The 17,398-nt window shown below is 60.2% G+C and carries 13 protein-coding genes; 6 read left to right on the forward strand and 7 right to left on the reverse strand.

Annotation, left to right across the window (positions count from 1 at the left end):
• Positions 1–14: 14 nt before the first annotated feature.
• Positions 15–716 (reverse strand): LuxR family transcriptional regulator, encoded by a 702-nt coding sequence (locus tag AC2CGI_RS23530; RefSeq protein ID WP_075685515.1) that lies wholly within the window; start codon positions 714–716, stop codon positions 15–17.
• A gap of 244 nt (positions 717–960) precedes the next feature.
• The gene (kdgK, locus tag AC2CGI_RS23535) at positions 961–1,893 is read right to left on the reverse strand and encodes a 2-dehydro-3-deoxygluconokinase (RefSeq protein WP_015379390.1); all 933 of its coding nucleotides are present in this window, start codon (positions 1,891–1,893) and stop codon (positions 961–963) included.
• A 238-nt stretch (positions 1,894–2,131) separates the two neighbouring features.
• On the opposite strand from kdgK, the gene pdeH reads away from it, so the two are divergent.
• Both pdeH and AC2CGI_RS23545 read left to right on the forward strand, forming a co-directional pair.
• Positions 2,132–2,923 carry a cyclic-guanylate-specific phosphodiesterase gene (pdeH, locus tag AC2CGI_RS23540; protein WP_015379389.1) on the forward strand — a complete coding sequence of 264 codons (792 nt, stop codon included), beginning with the start codon at positions 2,132–2,134 and terminating at the stop codon, positions 2,921–2,923.
• A 91-nt stretch (positions 2,924–3,014) separates the two neighbouring features.
• Entirely contained in the window at positions 3,015–5,054 is a 2,040-nt protein-coding gene (locus AC2CGI_RS23545; protein ID WP_015379388.1) for an AsmA family protein, read from the forward strand.
• On the opposite strand, the gene AC2CGI_RS23550 is transcribed toward AC2CGI_RS23545, so the two are convergent.
• From AC2CGI_RS23550 to yhjD, 3 genes are all read right to left on the reverse strand, one after another.
• Positions 5,055–5,822: a CDP-diacylglycerol diphosphatase gene (locus AC2CGI_RS23550; RefSeq protein ID WP_015379387.1), complete on the reverse strand. Its 768-nt coding sequence runs from the start codon at positions 5,820–5,822 to the stop codon at positions 5,055–5,057.
• Between the two features lie 100 nt (positions 5,823–5,922).
• A complete protein-coding gene (locus AC2CGI_RS23555) occupies positions 5,923–7,245 on the reverse strand; it encodes an MFS transporter (protein WP_004929985.1) in 1,323 nt (440 codons plus the stop codon).
• Between the two features lie 329 nt (positions 7,246–7,574).
• A complete protein-coding gene (yhjD, locus tag AC2CGI_RS23560; protein ID WP_015379386.1) occupies positions 7,575–8,594 on the reverse strand; it encodes an inner membrane protein YhjD in 1,020 nt (339 codons plus the stop codon).
• Positions 8,595–8,935: 341 nt separating this feature from the next.
• On the opposite strand from yhjD, the gene AC2CGI_RS23565 reads away from it, so the two are divergent.
• Positions 8,936–9,802, forward strand: a complete 867-nt coding sequence (locus tag AC2CGI_RS23565; protein ID WP_004929989.1) for a crotonase/enoyl-CoA hydratase family protein — start codon at positions 8,936–8,938, stop codon at positions 9,800–9,802.
• A gap of 16 nt (positions 9,803–9,818) precedes the next feature.
• Here the strand turns inward: AC2CGI_RS23565 and pdeR are convergent, their stop codons facing one another.
• Positions 9,819–11,813, reverse strand: a complete 1,995-nt coding sequence (pdeR, locus tag AC2CGI_RS23570) for a cyclic di-GMP phosphodiesterase (RefSeq protein ID WP_075685509.1) — start codon at positions 11,811–11,813, stop codon at positions 9,819–9,821.
• A 532-nt stretch (positions 11,814–12,345) separates the two neighbouring features.
• On the opposite strand from pdeR, the gene spy reads away from it, so the two are divergent.
• A complete protein-coding gene (spy, locus tag AC2CGI_RS23575; RefSeq protein WP_031300317.1) occupies positions 12,346–12,837 on the forward strand; it encodes an ATP-independent periplasmic protein-refolding chaperone Spy in 492 nt (163 codons plus the stop codon).
• Between the two features lie 92 nt (positions 12,838–12,929).
• Here spy and AC2CGI_RS23580 read toward each other — a convergent pair whose 3' ends face one another.
• Positions 12,930–14,147, reverse strand: coding sequence for a Tm-1-like ATP-binding domain-containing protein (locus AC2CGI_RS23580; protein ID WP_075685507.1), 1,218 nt, complete (start codon positions 14,145–14,147; stop codon positions 12,930–12,932).
• A gap of 249 nt (positions 14,148–14,396) precedes the next feature.
• Between AC2CGI_RS23580 and AC2CGI_RS23585 the strand changes: the two genes are divergently transcribed.
• A complete protein-coding gene (locus AC2CGI_RS23585) occupies positions 14,397–15,050 on the forward strand; it encodes a TetR/AcrR family transcriptional regulator (protein WP_076741294.1) in 654 nt (217 codons plus the stop codon).
• Positions 15,051–15,528: 478 nt separating this feature from the next.
• On the forward strand, positions 15,529–17,398 hold a 1,870-nt coding region (locus tag AC2CGI_RS23590), incomplete at its 3' end, for a S8 family serine peptidase (RefSeq protein ID WP_484593980.1).

Below are 17,398 nucleotides of genomic sequence, written 5' to 3' on the forward strand. Positions count from 1 at the left end.
CAATGCCGGCTTTTTTATGCCTGCGGCGGCGCGATCAGTTGCCGTTCAAGGCCGCGCCGGATCGCGTGTTTGGCGTTGGCGACCCCCAGCTTACGCACCGCATTGCCGATGTGAAACTTCACCGTGCCGGTTTTGATCCCCAGGATCAGCGCGATCTCATTATAGGTTTTGCCCTGGCTGGCCCAATAGAGAATTTCCCCTTCACGTGGCGAGAGCCGATCCTTTCGGCCAGCCTCGGCACTGGCCAACGCAAACGCGTGCTGGTGGGTATCGACCAAGACCATCTGCAGGCTGGCCCTTTCTTCCTCCATTAGCTGCCGCAGTTCGGCGTCATCGGCTGCCGTCGCGCTGATCGACAAGATCGCCAGGTTGTTGTCGTGATCGTGCAAAACAAAGCTGCAACCGTGCACGATGTCGTACTCCCGCGCTTGGCTGAAGATCTTCCGGTAATGCCGATCCTCGGTGGTGAGGGCGGTGTCGTGCCACATAAAGGGCGCACAGCGGCTATGGGCGGCGCGCACGACGGGATCGATGCGCTGATAGCGATTGGCACTGTAGATGTCCAGCCATTCTTGCGGGTAGTTCGATACCAGCAGATGGCGATCGGGATGGTGTTTGTTGAAGGTCAAGTAAGCGTATTTGAATTGGCTAAAGGCCTGTAGCCGGCCGTCAAGATGCAGTCTTGCGGCGACGGCGTTGGCGAATGTGGCGGCCATCGGTAACCTCCCTGTCGTTCGGCGGCTCAGCCCGACCTGCACCAAAGTCCAGCTAGTCAGTGCGGCGGATTGAAATTTATACTCGGCTAATAAATTCAAAAAGACGGCAATGCCAAGACCCGAGCTTAGCAGCTCTGGGCGGAAATAAGCCAACGCCAGGGAAATTCTTTCAATCATCCTCTGATCAATGCTTCTGGGATCCATTGCGTGGGCGGCGGGGGTGACTTCGCCGCCGCCTTATTGATTATGCGGGCATCGCCGCTGCGGGAATGATGGCGCCGCGATGTTGGATCACCGTTGCAGCAAGCTGGTGGCCGCGCTGCGCCGCCTGCTGGGCACCGCCACCGTTCAGGCGCACCGCCAGGTAGCCGGCGCTGAAAGAGTCGCCCGCCGCGGTGGTATCCACCACGCGCTCCGGCGGCAGCGCGATCGCCGGCACCTCAAGCCGCTCCCCCTCCACATTGAACACCAGACAGGCATCCGCGCCGCGTTTGATAACGATCTCGCCGACGCCGAGCGCCTGCGTGCGCGTCACTATCTGTTCAACCGGCTGCGCTCCCCACAGCAATTCTTCGTCATCCAGCGTCAAAAAGGCGATGTCGGTGCAGGCCAGCACCTCGCGGTAGGCCTGCTGCGTTTCCTCACGGCTTGGCCACAGGCGCGGGCGGTAGTTGTTGTCGAAGATCACCTTGCCGCCGTTGGCGCGACAGCGGCGCAGCAACGCCAGCAGCTTCGTGCGGTCGGCAGGCGCGAGGATCGCCAGGCTAATGCCGCTGAGGTACAGGTAATCGAACAGCGCCAGCCGCGCGCACAGTGCGCCGGCCTGCGGTCCAGCAAGCCAATAGCGGGCGGCGGCGTCATTGCGCCAATAGTAGAAAGTGCGTTCGCCGGCGGCGTCGGTTTCGATCACGTACAGGCCCGGCAGCTTGTTGTCGAATTGCTGAATCAACCCGGTCTCGATCTTCTCCTGCCGCCAGGCCTGCAGCATCTCGCCGCTGAAGCTGTCGGTGCCGAGCGCAGTGACGTAATGCACCTGCAACGTCTGTTTCGGCATTTGGCGGGCGAGGTAGATGGCGGTGTTGAGGGTATCGCCGCCAAAGCCGCGCGTCAGCTGTGCGCCCTGCTGCGACAGCTCGATCATGCATTCGCCGATCACGGCGAGGTTTCGGATAGTCATCGTCAATAAGCCCTGGCTAAAGAAGAAGCAACAGCCACCAGTCTCCACGCAAGGCGGTAAGAGAGTCAATAAATTAAAACGGTGTTTTAATTTTTTATGATCGCGATCGGCCAACGCCAACAGGGTGAAGAGGAAAGCGTGCGGCAATTCGTGCTTAAAGTTTTACGCGGCGTGGCCGATAAGTTGGGTAAAGAAACAGCGGCAGCGCTCTCACTTCCCCGCCACGGCGATAGTACCGATGATAACCAATCTGATCTCGGGTCTGCTGGCGCCCTGTTTTGCCCTCTATGCCTGCGCCAAATCGCGGCGCTACTGGCGGCAATGCCGGCGCTTGTATACCTTCCAGCCGATTTATCGCACCAGCGGCGCGCTGTTGGCGGTGGAACTGCTGACGGCGGTATATCACCCGAATGAGCCGGACAAGCGGCAATCCCCGGAACACTATTTTGCCTCGCTCGGCGTCGCCCAGCGTTTGCGGGTGGTTCAGGAACAGCTGGCGCTGTTGCAGCGCTGGCAGGCGTTGTTCACCCGCCATGCGGTGATGGTGTCGGTCAATATCGACGGCATCGCGCTGCAAGCATTACAGCGTCATAGCGCCTTGCAACGGCAGATCGCCGAGATGCCCTATCTGCGCTTCGAGCTGGTGGAGCACGCCGCAACGGCGTCAAACCGCCCGCTGCAGCAGATCGTCGGCGGCGAGCGGCTGTGGCTGGACGATTTCGGCAGCGGGCTGGCCAACTTCTCCGCCGTCGGCGCCTGGCGCTATCAATACATCAAGGTGGCGCGTGAATTGTTTACCTTGCTCAAACAGTCGGAAGAGGGCGTCCAGCTGCTCGGCACCCTGATCAAGATGATGAACCAGCACAGCGACGGGGTGATCGTCGAGGGTGTGGAAACCGAACAAGAGTGGCGGCTGGTGCAGCGTTCCGGCGCGTTGGCCGCCCAGGGCTACTACCTTTCCCGCCCGGCGTGCTTTGAAACGCTGCACAGCGTGCCGACGCTGTTCGCCGCGCCCGGCGCGCCGGCGTGAACTCCGGCCTATCCTCAGCTAGGCTTAAACGGGGCTGCTAACTCCTTTTCCTTTCATTCGGCAGCCCGATTTATGCGCTGAGGGAGCCGCTATGACAAGAACAGGAAAGGTTTTCAGCTGGCTGGGCGGCATTGTGCTGCTGCTGATCGTCGCGCTGGCGATCTTCATCGCGACCTTCGACTGGAATCGACTCAAGCCCACCATCAACGACAAAGTGTCGGCCGAACTGCGGCGACCGTTTGCCATTCGCGGCGATCTGGGCGTCGACTGGTCGCGCAATCCGGATGAGGGCGGTTGGCGCGCCTGGGTGCCCTGGCCGCATATTCACGCCGAAGACGTGTGGCTGGGTAATCCGAAAAACATGCCCGGCGACAGCATGGTGACGCTGCAGCGCGTCGACGCCAGCATTGCGCCGCTGGCGCTGCTGGGTAAAGAGCTGCTGATCCCGCGTATCTGGCTGAAGCAGCCGAATGCTTCGTTGCAACGCCTGGCCAACGGCGACAACAACTGGACGTTTGACCTGGCCGCCGGCCAGGATCCCAAGCAGCCGCCTTCCGACTGGTCGTTCACCGTTCATGACATCGTATTCGACAAGGGGCAGATCGCCTTTAAAGACGCCACGCTGAAGGCGGATTTCCGCGCCGTCATCGATCCGCTCGGCAAACCGTTGCCGTTCAGTGAAGTGACCGGCAAACAGGGCGGCGACAAGGCCGCCACCCCCGATTACGTTTTCGGCTGGCAGGTGAAAGGCAAATATAACGGCGAGCCGTTGAGCGGCAGCGGCAAGATTGGCGGCATGCTGTCGCTGCAGAGCGCCGATTTGCCCTTCCCGCTGCAGGCCGATGTGCGCTCCGGCAGCACCCGGGTGGTGGTCGCGGGCACCTTGTCCGATCCGCTGAACCTCGGCGGCCTGGATGTACAGCTGAAATTTTCCGGTGAAAGCCTGAGCAACCTCTATGGCCTGACCGGCGTGTTGTTGCCGAATACCCCGCCGTATGCGACCGATGGCCATCTGACCGCCCGCCTGCATCAGCCGGGCGGCGCGGTGTTTGAGTACCAGAAATTCGACGGAAAAATCGGCGACAGCGACATTCACGGCAGCTTGAAGTACGTTGCCGGTAAACCGCGGCCCACGTTGAGCGGCGCGGTGAACTCCCGGCAGCTGAGATTGGCGGATCTGGCGCCGCTGATCGGCGCGGACTCCAACGCCGCCAAAGCCGGGCGCGGCGAGAAAAGCCGTCAGCCGGCGGATAAGGTGCTGCCGGTCGAACAGTTCGATACGCAAAGCTGGAGCAAGATGGATGCGGACGTGAAGTTTGCCGCCGCGCGCATTGAACGCGGCAGCGATTTGCCGCTGAGCGATCTGGCCACGCACCTGAAGCTGAACAATGGCGAACTGCGCCTGGATCCGCTGCGCTTCGGCATGGCGGGCGGCAGCCTGAACGCTGTCGTGCGCCTCGACGGCGGCAAAAAGCCGATGCGCGGGCAGGTGGATATGCATGCACGCAAACTTCAGCTTAAACAGCTGTTGCCGAACGTGGAGGCGATGAAGCGCAGCCTCGGGCAGATGAACGGCGACGCCAGGTTGACGGGCAGCGGTAATTCGGTGGCCGAGCTGCTGGCGACCAGCAACGGCGACCTGCGCCTGCTGATCAATAACGGGGTGATCAGCCGCAGCCTGATGGAGATCCTCGGTCTGAACGTCGGTAACTATCTGGTGGCGCAGCTGTTCGGTGACGACGTGGTGGGCATCAACTGCGCGGCGGCGGACGTCGGCATCCGCAGCGGCGTCGCCGCGCCGCGACTGTTTGTGTTCGACACCGAAAACGCGGTGATCAACATCACTGGCAACACCAACCTCGCCACCGAACGGCTGGATTTGTCCATCGATCCGGAAAGCAAGGGTATGCGCGTGCTGACTCTGCGTTCGCCGCTGTACGTGAAAGGCACCTTCAAGCACCCGGACGCCGGGGTCAAAGCCGGGCCGCTGATCGCGCGCGGCGCGGCGGCGGTGGCGTTAGGGGCAGTGCTGACGCCTGCGGCGGCGCTGCTGGCGCTGGTCTCGCCCAGTGAAGGCGGCGAGGAGAACCCGTGCGGGCAGATCCTGCGGGAGATGAAAGGCAAAAAATAATCAGGCGCGCGGCGGCGGCGTGAGCAGCCGGCAGTCGTGATCCTGGATCTCTTCCGCCGAGGCCAGGGTGAACGGCAGCAGGCTGCGCTCGGTTGCCAGCAGCAGGAAATCGCCGTCCGGCAGCGCGGTCATCGCCAGGCCGAAGCTGCCCATGCGCCCGTCGGCGCGCGGCAGGCCGGAGGCCAGCAGGCGGAAGGCGCCCTGTTGTTCCAGTTCAGCGGCGGTCACCCGCCGCCCCAGATAGTCATGCCCCAACAGGCCGCCGGGCAGCGGTTGCCATTGCTTGATGAAATGGGGGCCGATTTGCGCCAGCCGCTGTTTTACCGCCGGCAGCAGGCAGGAGATATGGATGTGCAGCTGGTTTTGCGTGCGGCCATATTCCGAATTGATCGCCAGGGAAATATCGCCGTCGTCGATCGGTTTGCCATAGCGTTCCGCCATCACGTGGCGCGCGCGCCAGGCCTGCGCGAAGAAATTCGGCGTGGCGGCGTCCAGCACCGCCGGGCTTTCGATACCGGTGATTTTGGCGCTGGGCATCAGCAGGTATTGCAACGGCCCGTTGCGATCTTTAAACACCACGAAACCGGCCTGCACATCCACCTGCGCGCAGGGCGCCGGGTTGTCGTGCGCCTGCTGATTGGGCAGACATTGCTGGCTGACGATGCGCCACAGCGCATCGGGATGGTCGGGTTTCAACCCGTAAAAGAGCGCGATGGCGATAGCCGCCAGCAGCGCCACGCAGACAAATACCCCACGACGCAGAGACATCGGCCGATCCTGTTACCGAGAGAAACATTCAGCATAGCCCGGTTTTATGACAGGAAACGAACACCGCGTGCGGCCCCCGCAGTGAGGGGGCCGTAGGGGATCACAGCGACTGATGGCGGGTTTCTTTCATCAGCAGCAGGGCCAGCAGCGTCAGCCCGGCCATCGCCGCCAGGTACATGCCGACGTAGAACAGTCCGTAGTGGGCCGCCAGCCAGGTTGCGATATAAGGCGCCACGGACGCGCCGAGGATCGACGCGACGTTGTAGGAGAACGATGCGCCGGTATAGCGCACTTCGGTAGGGAACAGCTCCGGCAGCAGCGCGCCCATCGGGCCAAAGGTCAGCCCCATGATGCTCAGGCCGCACAGCAGGAAGCCCATCACCAGCGCCTGGTTGCCGGAACCCAGCAGGGTCGGGAACAGGAACGCGAAGCCGATCATCAGCAGGGTAATGGCGATCATGGTCTTGCGGCGGCCGAACGCGTCCGCCAGCAGACCGGCGATCGGCACCATCACGCCGAAACCGATCACCGCCACCATCAGCATCCACAGGAAGCTGTTGCGGGAGTAACCGAGCCCGAGCGGCTGCGGCGCGGTGCCGTAGGTCATCGAATACACCGTCATCAGATAAAACAGCGTGTAGGTCGCCAGCATGATGAAGGTGCCGAGGATGGTGGCTTTCAGATGCTTGCTCAGCAGCGTGCCGAGCGGCACTTTCACCTGTTTGCCGGCCTTGGCCACTTTGGCGAACACCGGCGTTTCATGCAGCGATACCCGCACGTACAGGCCAATCAGCACCAGCGCCGCGGAGAGGATGAACGGCACGCGCCAGCCCCATTCCATAAACTGCTGGTCGCTCAGCAGCCACGAGAGCAGCAGGAAGGTGCCGTTGGCGAAGAAGAAACCGATAGGCGCCCCTAACTGGGGGAAGGAGCCGTACAGCGCGCGCTTTTTGGCCGGCGCGTTCTCCGTCGCCAGCAGGGCTGCGCCGCCCCATTCGCCGCCCAGCCCCAGCCCCTGCCCAAAGCGCGCCAGCGCCAGCAGGATCGGGGCGAAGATGCCGATGGTTTCATAGCTCGGCAGCAGGCCGATCAGCACGGTGGAAATCCCCATGGTCAGCAGCGAGGCGACCAGCGTCACCTTGCGCCCCACGCGATCGCCGAAGTGGCCGAACAGCGCAGAGCCGATAGGGCGCGCGACAAAGGCGACGGCGAAGGTGGCCAGCGACTGCAGCGTCGCGGTGGTCGGGTCGCCCTGCGGGAAGAAGATGTGCGGGAACACGATCACCGCGGCGGTGGCGTAGATGTAGAAGTCGAAAAACTCGATGGCGGTGCCGACCAGCGAGGCGACGATGACTTTCCCGCGGGAGTTCACCGGTGTGGACGCGTCGTCGGCGTCGAGTGGGGGTGCGATGGTGGCTTGCATATCTATTTCTTATTGTTGGAGGGGGTAAAAATCCATCTTAGTGACAGCATTCGGCCTTTTCAACGCGGGAACTTTGGGCAATGACCCGGCTAACCGGTTAAAAAGACTAATGTTTTATCTGGCTTGTTTTCTGCAGCGTTAAACGTTGAGAAAGGGCTTTCGTACAGAGGGAATGGCTGTAAAAGCGGCAAAGAAAAGTGATTGGGTAGTCTGTTATGCTGGTTTTTCGGATCGCGTGCCGCGTTATTTAGACGTATTGACTGGTTTTCTGGCTGATATCCAGAGGAAAGTGCCGGTGTGTGCGATAACACCGGCACGATCGCATGGCTTCAGCGCGCCGGCGGCTCGCGTTCCGGCACGGCTTTGTCGCCTTTGTAGTCGGCGGTGGCGATCCAGGCGGCGCAAAACAGCGTCAAGCGGGCGAAGAAGTAGAAGAACGCCATCAGCCCGATCACCGAGCCGAAGGCCGCGCCGGAAGGCGATTTCGCCACCTGCGGCAGCGTCATCGTCATCACGAACTTGATCACCTCAAAGCCGATAGCCGCAAGCAAGGTGCCGCGCAGCAGCGCTTTTTTCTTCGGTTTGTGGCGCGGCAGCATCCAGAAAATCCACAGGAACAGCAGATAGTTGGCGAAGATCGAGATCGACAGTGCGATCGTCGTCAGCGCCGGCCGCAGCCATTCGATGCCGTCCAGCCCCAGCGCGTTGACGATCGCCGCCTGCGCCGACCCGGCGACCGAGGTCAGCGACAGCGTGATGATCAGCGCGACCACCAGGCCGGTCAGCGAGATGAAGTCGCGGGTGTACTTGAAATAGATTTTCTCCTGATCCTGCGGATTGCGCTCCCAGACGTCACGCGACTGCGCGCGGATCGCTTCGCGCAGGTTGCCCATCCAACTGATGCCGGAATAGAGCGCCAGCGCCAGGCCGGTCAACCCCACGGTGGTGCGCTGCTGAATGGCGGTATTGACGGTGTTCTTCAGCGTGCTGGCCAGCGTCGGATCGCTGATGCTGCCGACAATCCGGTTGATCAAGCGGGCCAGCAGATCCGGGTTGGAAGCCAGCACGAAACCGGCGGCGGCGAACGACACCATCAGGATCGGGATCAGCGAGAGGAATGAAAAATAGGTGATGGCGGCGCCGAACTGGCTGCCCAGCCGATCGTTAAAGCGTTCGGCGGCGCGCAGCAGGTGCGCCACGCTCGGCCAGGCTTTGATGCGTTCAATCAGACGTGAAAAACCGCTAATGCGGCGGTCGAGCGTCTCATGGCCGGTCTTGATGGCGATAAGCGGCTTCGGCGGCGTGTCTTGTGCGGGCTGGCGGCGTTCCTGGTCTGGTCCTGTAGGCATTACTTCACGATTTCCTTAACGTTAAACGGCATGTATCAGCGTTGATTATAGCCAAAGCCCTGCGGCGTTTTGAGCGCCGGGGCGGCAAACGGTCAATTTCCGAGCTTAACGCGTTAGCGCCCGGCATGAAATGCCGGGGATGGCGCGATAGGTAAAATTCCTATGAAAACCCCGTGGCGCCTCGGTTTTTTTCACTTCTCTACCTCCAATTTTTATCTGTTTCGTCGGCGAGAAAGCGTTTACTCATGATGTGGCGTCGCGCTTTGCCGCTCGCCGCTCCGCTGCAGCCGTAGGGGCTGGAACGGTCTCATCCGTCATCAACAGAAAAACTGGAAGGTCTTATGAAATTGCTTAATCACCCCACCTGTCGTCCGTTTACCGAAGCGGGCAATCTGTCGCAGATCTCCGCCTACTATGAAGAGGGGCGGCACATCATGTGGATGCTGCTGCGCGCTGCGCCACGCCCCTGCTTCAACCAGGCATTGATTGAAGACATCATGACGCTGGCGCAGGCGGCGAAGGAGTCTTCGCTGCGGTTCGACTTCTGGGTCACCGGCTCGCTGGTGCCGAACATGTTCAACGTCGGCGGCGATCTGCAGTTCTTCGCCGAAGCGATCAAAAACCGCAAGCGCGAGGCGATGATGGCCTACGCGCGCGCCTGCATCGACTGCGTGCATGCGGCGGCGCGCGGTTTCGACACCGGCGCGGTCAGCATTGCGATGGTTGAAGGCAGTGCGCTGGGGGGCGGTTTTGAAGCGGCGCTGGCGCACCATTTCGTATTGGCGCAAAACAATGCGCGCATGGGGTTCCCGGAGATTGCGTTCAACCTGTTTCCCGGCATGGGGGGGTACTCGCTGGTGGCGCGCAAGGCGGGCATGCGCTTGGCTGAGGAGCTGATTTGGGGCGGCGAGTCGCACACCGCAGAGTGGTTCGAGAGCCGCGGGCTGGTAGACCAGCTGTTCCAGCCCGGCGACGCTTACCTGGCGACGCGCACCTTTATCGATACCATCCGGCCGAAGCTCAACGGCATGCGCGCCATGCTGCGGGCGCGTCAGCGCGTGTTGCAGCTGACGCGTTCCGAGCTGATGGACATTACCGAAGATTGGGTGCACTCGGCCTTTACCATTGAGGAAAAAGACCGTGCCTACATCGAGCGACTGGTGATGTTGCAGGATCGCCATACCCTGAACCTGCGTCGTGCCGGCTAACGTTAACGCGCCCGCCTCATGCGGAGGGTGAGCGCGGGCGATAGGACTGCAGCCAATGCTCCAGCTGTTCCGGGAGCATTGGCCGCGCGAACAGAAAGCCCTGTTTTTCGTCCACGCCGACTTCGTCGAGGAAGTGGTTTTCGCTCTCGGTCTCCACCCCTTCGGCGATCACGCGGAAGGCCAACGCCTCCGCCGCCGCGACGATCGCGCGTACCAGCGATTGCGATACCGGATTGAAATTCACCCCGCGCACGAAGCTTTTATCCAGCTTGATGGCGTCCAGAGGAATGCGTGCCAGCTGCGCCAACGACGAATAGCCGGTGCCAAAGTCGTCAAGATGCACCTGCGCGCCCAGTTCGCGCAGCCGGGTGATCAGCGCGCGCGCGCGATTCTCGTCTTCAATCAGGCTGCTTTCGGTCAACTCGAAGTCCAGCAGACAGGGGGCCATGCGGTGACGGTGCAGCACCCCGAGCAGGTCGTTGACGATGCTGTCATCGGCCAGCTGACGGGCAGAGAGGTTGACCGCCACCCGCAGATTCAATCCCCGCTCTTGCCACTGCGCCGCCTGCCCGGCGGCGGTTTGCAGCACCCATTGGCCCAACGGGCCGATCAGGCCGGACTCCTCGGCGTAGGAGATGAACTGCAGCGGCGGGATCAGGCCGCGCTCCGGCGAATCCCAGCGCACCAACGCTTCCACGCTGTGCACTTCACCGCTGTGCGCGTCGATTTTAGGCTGGTAATACAGCACCAGCTGATTTTGCTCCAACCCTTTGCGCAGATTGGTGTCCAGCCACATGTACTCGGCGACGCGTTTGTTCATCTCCGGCGAGAAGACGGTATAGGTGCGTTTTCCGTGCTCCTTGGCGACGTACATGGCGGTATCGGCGCTGCGGATCAGGCTGTCGAGATCGTTGCCGTGCTCAGGGCAGAGTGCGATGCCGATCGAACAGCCGGTATACACCTCAATCAGGCCGATGCGAAAAGGGGTCTTCAGCCTGTCGATAATGCGCTGCGCCAGCGTTTGCAGGCGCTCGCGATCGCTTTGTGGCGCCAGCACCAAGAATTCGTCGCCGCCGAGGCGGGCGAGCACTTGATCCGGGCTCAGGCAGCCGAGGATCGCCAGAGCGACCTCGACCAGCAGCCGATCGCCGAACATATGGCCGTAGGCGTCGTTGACCTTTTTGAAGTTGTCGAGATCGAGGTACACCAGGCCGAAACTCTCTTCACCGCGCGTGGTGATGGCGTGATTGATCTTGTCCTGTATGGCGTTACGGTTCGGCAGGCCGGTGATGAGATCGGTGTTGGCCAGCACCCGTAGCCGCTCTTGCGCGCGACGTTCTTCGGTGATGTCGGTACCGGAGCAGATCAGAAAGACTTCGTTTTTTCCGCTGCCGCTGTGCACGAATTTGTTGCGAAACAGGAACAGCCGTTCACCCTTGACTGTCTTTACCCAGCGTTCCACCTCATAGGACGAACCGTTGCGGAAGAAGCCGGCGATGTTGCGCCGCGAAGCGGCGGCTTCTTCCGGGCTCATAAACAGTTGGAAAACGTTTTTGCCGATCACCTCGTGTTCGTGCAGCCCGGTGTACTCCTCGCTCAGTCGGTTGAAGCGCTGGATGCGGCCGTGCTGATCGACGATCACGATCACCGAGTTGGCTTCGGACACCACCTGCTCGGCGAAGGAGAGGCCGTGCACCAGGTCGCGCGCCACGGATTGGGTGTCGCTGAAGGCGGAAGCGGTGCCCGCCCATTCGAGGTTGTTGACGCGGCGCCCGACCAGATGCAGATGCAGCGGTTCACCGGCTAGCGTAATGGTCAGCTCAAGGCTGGCGGTCACGCCGGTCAGACGGCGGATTTTCGCCGCTTCCATGGCGCTGAGCGCCACCGCGACATGAGCTTTGCCCTTAATAGCGGACAGCTCCAGGGCATTGCTGTCAAACGCCAGCCGCCAGTGGGGGCTTTGGGTGCCGAAGTGAGCGCTAAGAAGCTCAGGGCCTTGGTCTGCGGGCATGACGATTCCTCAAAAGAGCACGGGCGGGCGGCCGGCACAGCGCCGGGCAGCCTGTTGGCCCGAAAGCGATCGCCGTACGCATCTGTGCATCATATAACAGGTTTTCACAGGCGGGGCGGGTGATGGAAACTATTATATAAGCAATGATTAGTTTTGCGGTGTAAACGTCGCCCGGCGGCCGCTTGCCTTAAAGTGTAGGAGAACATCGGATCGTGTGATGCTTAGTGATTTTCCCTGCTATCGGAAAACGGTTGATACAAGGTTGCCGTGCAGGTGAGTAAATTATAGCGGTGAGGGGAAAGCGGAAAAATAACTCCACCGGGGGGATTTTTGCCGAGAAATTAAAATTTCCATCAAATAAACGCCATCTTCATAGTTTTCTCATAATTGGTGAATAAATCCGAGACGGGTTTTAAAAAGTTTACACACCCTCGCATTACTTGAAATTTATCAGCCTATTATTATCTCCGACAACGAATGAGCCTGTTAACGTACAGCGCTCCTGATGAAGAAAATTTTTAAGGAAATGATTATGCGTAAATTGACGGCTTTATTTATTGCTTCCACGCTGGCTCTGGGTTCTGCTTCCGTGGCGTTCGCCGCCGATACGGCGACGGCCCCGGCGGCGGATGCGGCGCCGATGAAAATGATGCATCACAAGGGTGAAGGCAAAGGCGGCCCGTTCGCCGGGCTGAACCTGACCGAGCAGCAGCGCCAGCAGATGCGCGATATCATGAAAGAGTCGCACCAGAAGCGCGGGCCGGGCATGAAAGAGGAGCGCCAGGCGTTGCACAATCTGGTCGCTTCCGACAGCTTTGACGAAGCGAAGGCGAAGGCGCAAATTGACGCGATCGGCAAAGCGCAATCCGAACGCATGCTGGCACGCGCCAAAGCGGAAAATAAAATGTATAACCTGCTGACGCCTGAGCAGAAAAAACAATACAATGAGAATTATCAGAAACGCGAGCAAAAGATGATGGACCACATGAATAAAATGAAGGAGCAGATGCCCTCCGGTCAGTAATATCCGCTCGCGGTGAATAATAAAGGGCCAGACTATTTGTCTGGCCCTTTTTATTTGGCGTTATCACCGGCAGGTTCTGCAGTGAGTGATAATCATTCCCCGCCGACAATGCGCCGGAACTGTTCGGCAACGGCCTGTGCAAAGCGCGGGTCGTTAATATGATAAGGCGTTTTTATCAGCCGGCGTTTGTCGGTGGCGTATACCGTCTCCTCCAGCGCTTGCGTAAAGGCGGCCAGCGCCGCCGGATCCCAGAACGGTTGGCCGGGCGCATCCAAAGCCGATACGCCGCCCGCCGGGATAACGAAACGCACTTCGCCCGCGCAGGCGTTGATCTTTTCGCCCATCCAACGCCCCATTAACGCATTCTCCCGCGCGTTGGTGCGTACCAGCGTCACTTGCGGGTTGTGATGGTGACGCAGACGGTTGGCATAGCGAGCCGGCACCGTATTCGGCGCGCCGAAGTTGATCATGTCTATCGCGCCGCAGGAGAGCACGCACGGGATGCCGGTACGCGCAATGGCACCGAAACGATCCGTATTGCAGGGCAGCACACCGCCAAACAGGTAATCGGCCACTTCGGTAGTGGTTAAATCGATGGCGCCGTGCAGTTGGCGGTTATCGATCAGTTTTTCCAACGATCTGCCGCCGCTGCCGGTCGCATGAAACGTCAGACAATCCCATTGTGTTCCCAGTTCGGCAACCAACGCCTGAACGCAGGGCGTGGTGACGCCAAACGTCGTCAGGCCGATCGCGGGTTTGTTATCGTGATAGTCGACGGCGGCGAAGTGCACTGCGCCGGCTATCTGGCGCGCTGCGTTGCTCAGCACCCGTCGCGAGATGCGGTTCAGGCCGGCGAGATCGGTGACCGAATACAGCATGTTGATATCGCTGGCGCCGACATAGGCGGAAACGTCTCCCGCCGCCATGCTCGAGACCATCACTTTCGGCAGGCCGATCGGCAGCTGCTGCATGGCCGGCGTGATGATGGCGGTGCCGCCGGAGCCGCCCAGGCCAAGCAAGGCGGCGATATCGCGGCGCGTCAGGATAAAACGTTCGAAAGCGGTCGCCATGGCGGCGATCGCCTGGCCGCGACTGGCGCAGAAGACCGCGTCGGCGCCCGCCGGATGGTGGCGTGCGACGTCCTCTGGACCGATATCGGCCGGGGAGTCAAACGGCAAGCGACGAGTGGAAAGATCGACGGTTCGCGTGGGTAAATTCAGGGCAGCGATCAGCCGCCGTACATACTCCAGCTCTTGTCCTTTCGTATCTGCTGTGGTAGCAATATAGACAAAATTTGAAGTGTCTTTCATGTATCTTCCTGGGGTGCTTCTAATTTTTATTTAAAAATCATTTTGTTATATTTTTTAGGGTGCCCTGGTGTTGGCGTTTAAATTAAATTGATTAATGTATTTATATAATGAGACGGCAGTATCATTTTTGCAAGGGCAGCTCAGTGCAAAATGGGACTCCTGTCTCATTTTTGAGCTTTTCAACGTGGCCGGCGCTTTGCCGGCAGCCAGTCGACAGAGGCGCATCCTCTGTTGCGCAAGCGTGTGCAGATGCATGAGGTTTATGTGCCGATAGATGCTTTTCCCACCCCGTTTGATCCTTCACTGACTTCCACCCGGGCAAAAACCTACCGTTTGTTGCTGGCCAGCGCGATGACGCTGTATGACGAAGGGGCGTTTCCTTCGATCACCGAACTGGCGGCGCATGCGCAGGTATCGCGTGCGACGGCCTACCGCTATTTTCCGACCCAGAGTGCGCTGATTAGCGCCGTGGTGGCGGAAAGCCTGGGGCCTATTCTGGAATGGCGCCCGCAAGACGATGACGCCCTGAAACGCATCCAGCAGTTGCTGACTTTCGCCTATCCTCAGATGGAGCGGCACGAGGGAGCATTGCGTGCGGCGCTGCAGCTCTCTTTGCAGCAGTGGGCACACGCCACGCCGGGCGAAAAGTTTGTGCGCGGCAACCGCAAGCGTCTGTTGGCGCTGGCGGTGGAACCACTGCAGGGCAAACTGCCGCCGGTCTCTCTGCAGAGAGTGATTCATGCTTTCTCGCTGATTTACGGCTCGGAGGTGTTTCTGGTGCTGAAAGATATCTGGGGGCTGGAGCTTGAGAGCATTCAGGACGTCACGCAATGGATGGCCAAAGCCATTCTGCGTCAGGCGGAAGAGGACGCGACGAACTGCAAAAAAACATCAGCAGGATAATCCAATTTTTGCCGATGGCCGAGTGAAAAACCAGCATAATTCACTGAGTGAATATTGGCAAAATTTATAATTAAAAGTGATAAAAGACGCCTGTTAAGCACTTTTCAGGCGGCCGCACTCTTCATGTCTCCCTGAGTTATATTTTTATTTATCAGTAAATTATAATTTATCCCTTCACTTATTATCGCCGTTTCGATACCGGTAAACGTCATTGTCATTTCTTATCGGCACTGGCCTGATTCACCCCTGAAACATTCTCTCCTCCCGTCGAACTGCCGGATGACACATTAAGCGCACTTGAGATTGTTGTGCTTTATTTATTTGGTGTTACCAAACTGTTACACAAAAAATCTTATAAAACATTTGCAAACAACAACGGACGGTATCTGGGATGGAGAAGAAACGTAGAGGAGTCAAATCCGCTCGGGCGGCCTTCGGCTGGCCTGAAATCGGAGTTCATCGCGCACAATGGAGCGCGATGCTGATCTGCCTGACGGCGATTGGCGGGGCGCAGGCCTCCAGCTATATAGAGAACGGCCAGGCGGGCGATCCGGCCAGCTGGCGCAGCAGTGAGTTCAATGCAGAATGGGGGCTGGGGGCGATCCACGCCGACCAGGCCTACGCCGCCGGTTATACCGGAAAAGGCATCAAACTTGGCATTTTCGATCAACCGGTTTACGCCAAGCACCCGGAATTCGCCGGTGAGAATAAGGTGATCAATCTGGTTACCGAAGGCATCCGCGAATACACCGATCCCTATATTCCGGTGAAAAAAGGCGACGCTTTTCGCTATGACGGCACGCCGAGCGTGGATTCCGATGGCACGCTCGGTTCGCACGGCACCCACGTGGGCGGCATCGCCGCCGGCAGCCGAGACGGCGGCGCCATGCACGGCGTGGCGTTCAACGCGCAGATCATCAGCGCGGAGAACGGCGATCCCGGCCCGGAGGACGGCATCATCCTCGGCAACGACGGCGCGGTGTATAAGGCCGGTTGGGATGCGCTGGTGGCCAGCGGCGCGCGCATCATCAACAATAGCTGGGGCATCGGTATTACCGAAAAGTTTGATGAGGGCGGTTATGACCCGGCTTATCCGCATTTCACAGTAAACGATGCGCAAAAGCAGTTCGATCAGATCAAACAGATCCTCGGTACCAAGCCTGGCGGCGCCTATCAGGGCGCGATCGACGCGGCCCGCAGCGGCGTGGTCACCATCTTCGCCGCCGGTAACGACGGCAATCTGAATAACCCCGATGCCATGGCCGGCCTGGCTTATTTTGTGCCGGAGATTGCACCGAACTGGCTGTCGGTCGCCAGCTTGCAGGATCCGACCAATACCGGCGATTACAGCATCAGCACCTTCTCCTCTCGCTGCGGTTATACCGCCAGCTTCTGCGTCTCGGCGCCGGGCACCCGGGTATACAGCTCGGTAATCGAAGGCACCAGCCTAGAGAATCTGACAACCGGCTACGCCAAATACAGCGGCACCTCGATGGCGGCGCCGCACGTGGCCGGCAGCGTCGCGGTGCTGATGGAGCGTTTCCCGTATCTGAGTGGTGCGCAGGTGGCGGAAGTGCTGAAAACCACTGCCACCGACATGGGCGCGCCGGGCATCGACGCGCTCTACGGCTGGGGGATGATCAACCTGGGCAAGGCTATCAACGGTCCGGGCATGTTGGTTACCGAGCAGGATATCCCTGAGGAATTTCTCGTTAACGGTGCTTACGGCCCGACCCAGTTTGTGGTGGATCTGCCGGGCGTCGGCGCGGTGCTGGACAAGGGTAAACCGACCGAGCGCGTCTGCAGCGATGTGCTGTGCGGCCTGGATTTCTGGAGCAACGACATCTCCGGCCATGGCGGCCTGACCAAACAGGGTATCGGCACGTTGGTACTGACCGGTAACAACACCTATGCCGGCCCGACGCTGGTTAATCAGGGGCGGCTGGCGATCAACGGCTCGGTCACCTCGGATGTCAGCGTGCAGAACGGCGGCATCGTCGGCGGCAGCGGCACGGTCGGTTCGCTGACCGCCCGCCGTGGCGGCACCGTGGCGCCGGGCAACTCGATCGGCACCCTGAACGTGGCCGGCAACGTCAGCTTCGAGCCGGGTTCGCGCTATGCGGTGGAAGTGGGGCCGAACGGCCAGAGCGATCGGATCCAGAGCAGCGGCTCGGCGACGATCGGCGGCGGCGAGGTGGCGGTCACGCTGGAAAACAGCAGCAACCTGCTGACGCAAAGCGAGGTGCGCAGCCTGCTGGGCCAGCAGTACAACATCCTGACGGCGCAGCAGGGGGTGAGCGGGCAGTTTGACGCGGTGGCGCCGAACTACCTGTTCCTCGGCACCGGGC

It is taken from the genome of Serratia sp. LSHTC3 (assembly GCF_057197125.1).

What these genes read in the sequence shown, in the direction of transcription:
- AC2CGI_RS23530 (WP_075685515.1), bottom strand. Translation starts at nt 716, where the DNA reads ATGGCCGCCACATTCGCCAACGCCGTCGCCGCAAGACTGCATCTTGAC.
- kdgK (WP_015379390.1), bottom strand. Translation starts at nt 1,893, where the DNA reads ATGACTATCCGAAACCTCGCCGTGATCGGCGAATGCATGATCGAGCTG.
- pdeH (WP_015379389.1), top strand. Translation starts at nt 2,132, where the DNA reads ATGATAACCAATCTGATCTCGGGTCTGCTGGCGCCCTGTTTTGCCCTC.
- AC2CGI_RS23545 (WP_015379388.1), top strand. Translation starts at nt 3,015, where the DNA reads ATGACAAGAACAGGAAAGGTTTTCAGCTGGCTGGGCGGCATTGTGCTG.
- AC2CGI_RS23550 (WP_015379387.1), bottom strand. Translation starts at nt 5,822, where the DNA reads ATGTCTCTGCGTCGTGGGGTATTTGTCTGCGTGGCGCTGCTGGCGGCT.
- AC2CGI_RS23555 (WP_004929985.1), bottom strand. Translation starts at nt 7,245, where the DNA reads ATGCAAGCCACCATCGCACCCCCACTCGACGCCGACGACGCGTCCACA.
- yhjD (WP_015379386.1), bottom strand. Translation starts at nt 8,594, where the DNA reads ATGCCTACAGGACCAGACCAGGAACGCCGCCAGCCCGCACAAGACACG.
- AC2CGI_RS23565 (WP_004929989.1), top strand. Translation starts at nt 8,936, where the DNA reads ATGAAATTGCTTAATCACCCCACCTGTCGTCCGTTTACCGAAGCGGGC.
- pdeR (WP_075685509.1), bottom strand. Translation starts at nt 11,813, where the DNA reads ATGCCCGCAGACCAAGGCCCTGAGCTTCTTAGCGCTCACTTCGGCACC.
- spy (WP_031300317.1), top strand. Translation starts at nt 12,346, where the DNA reads ATGCGTAAATTGACGGCTTTATTTATTGCTTCCACGCTGGCTCTGGGT.
- AC2CGI_RS23580 (WP_075685507.1), bottom strand. Translation starts at nt 14,147, where the DNA reads ATGAAAGACACTTCAAATTTTGTCTATATTGCTACCACAGCAGATACG.
- AC2CGI_RS23585 (WP_076741294.1), top strand. Translation starts at nt 14,397, where the DNA reads ATGCATGAGGTTTATGTGCCGATAGATGCTTTTCCCACCCCGTTTGAT.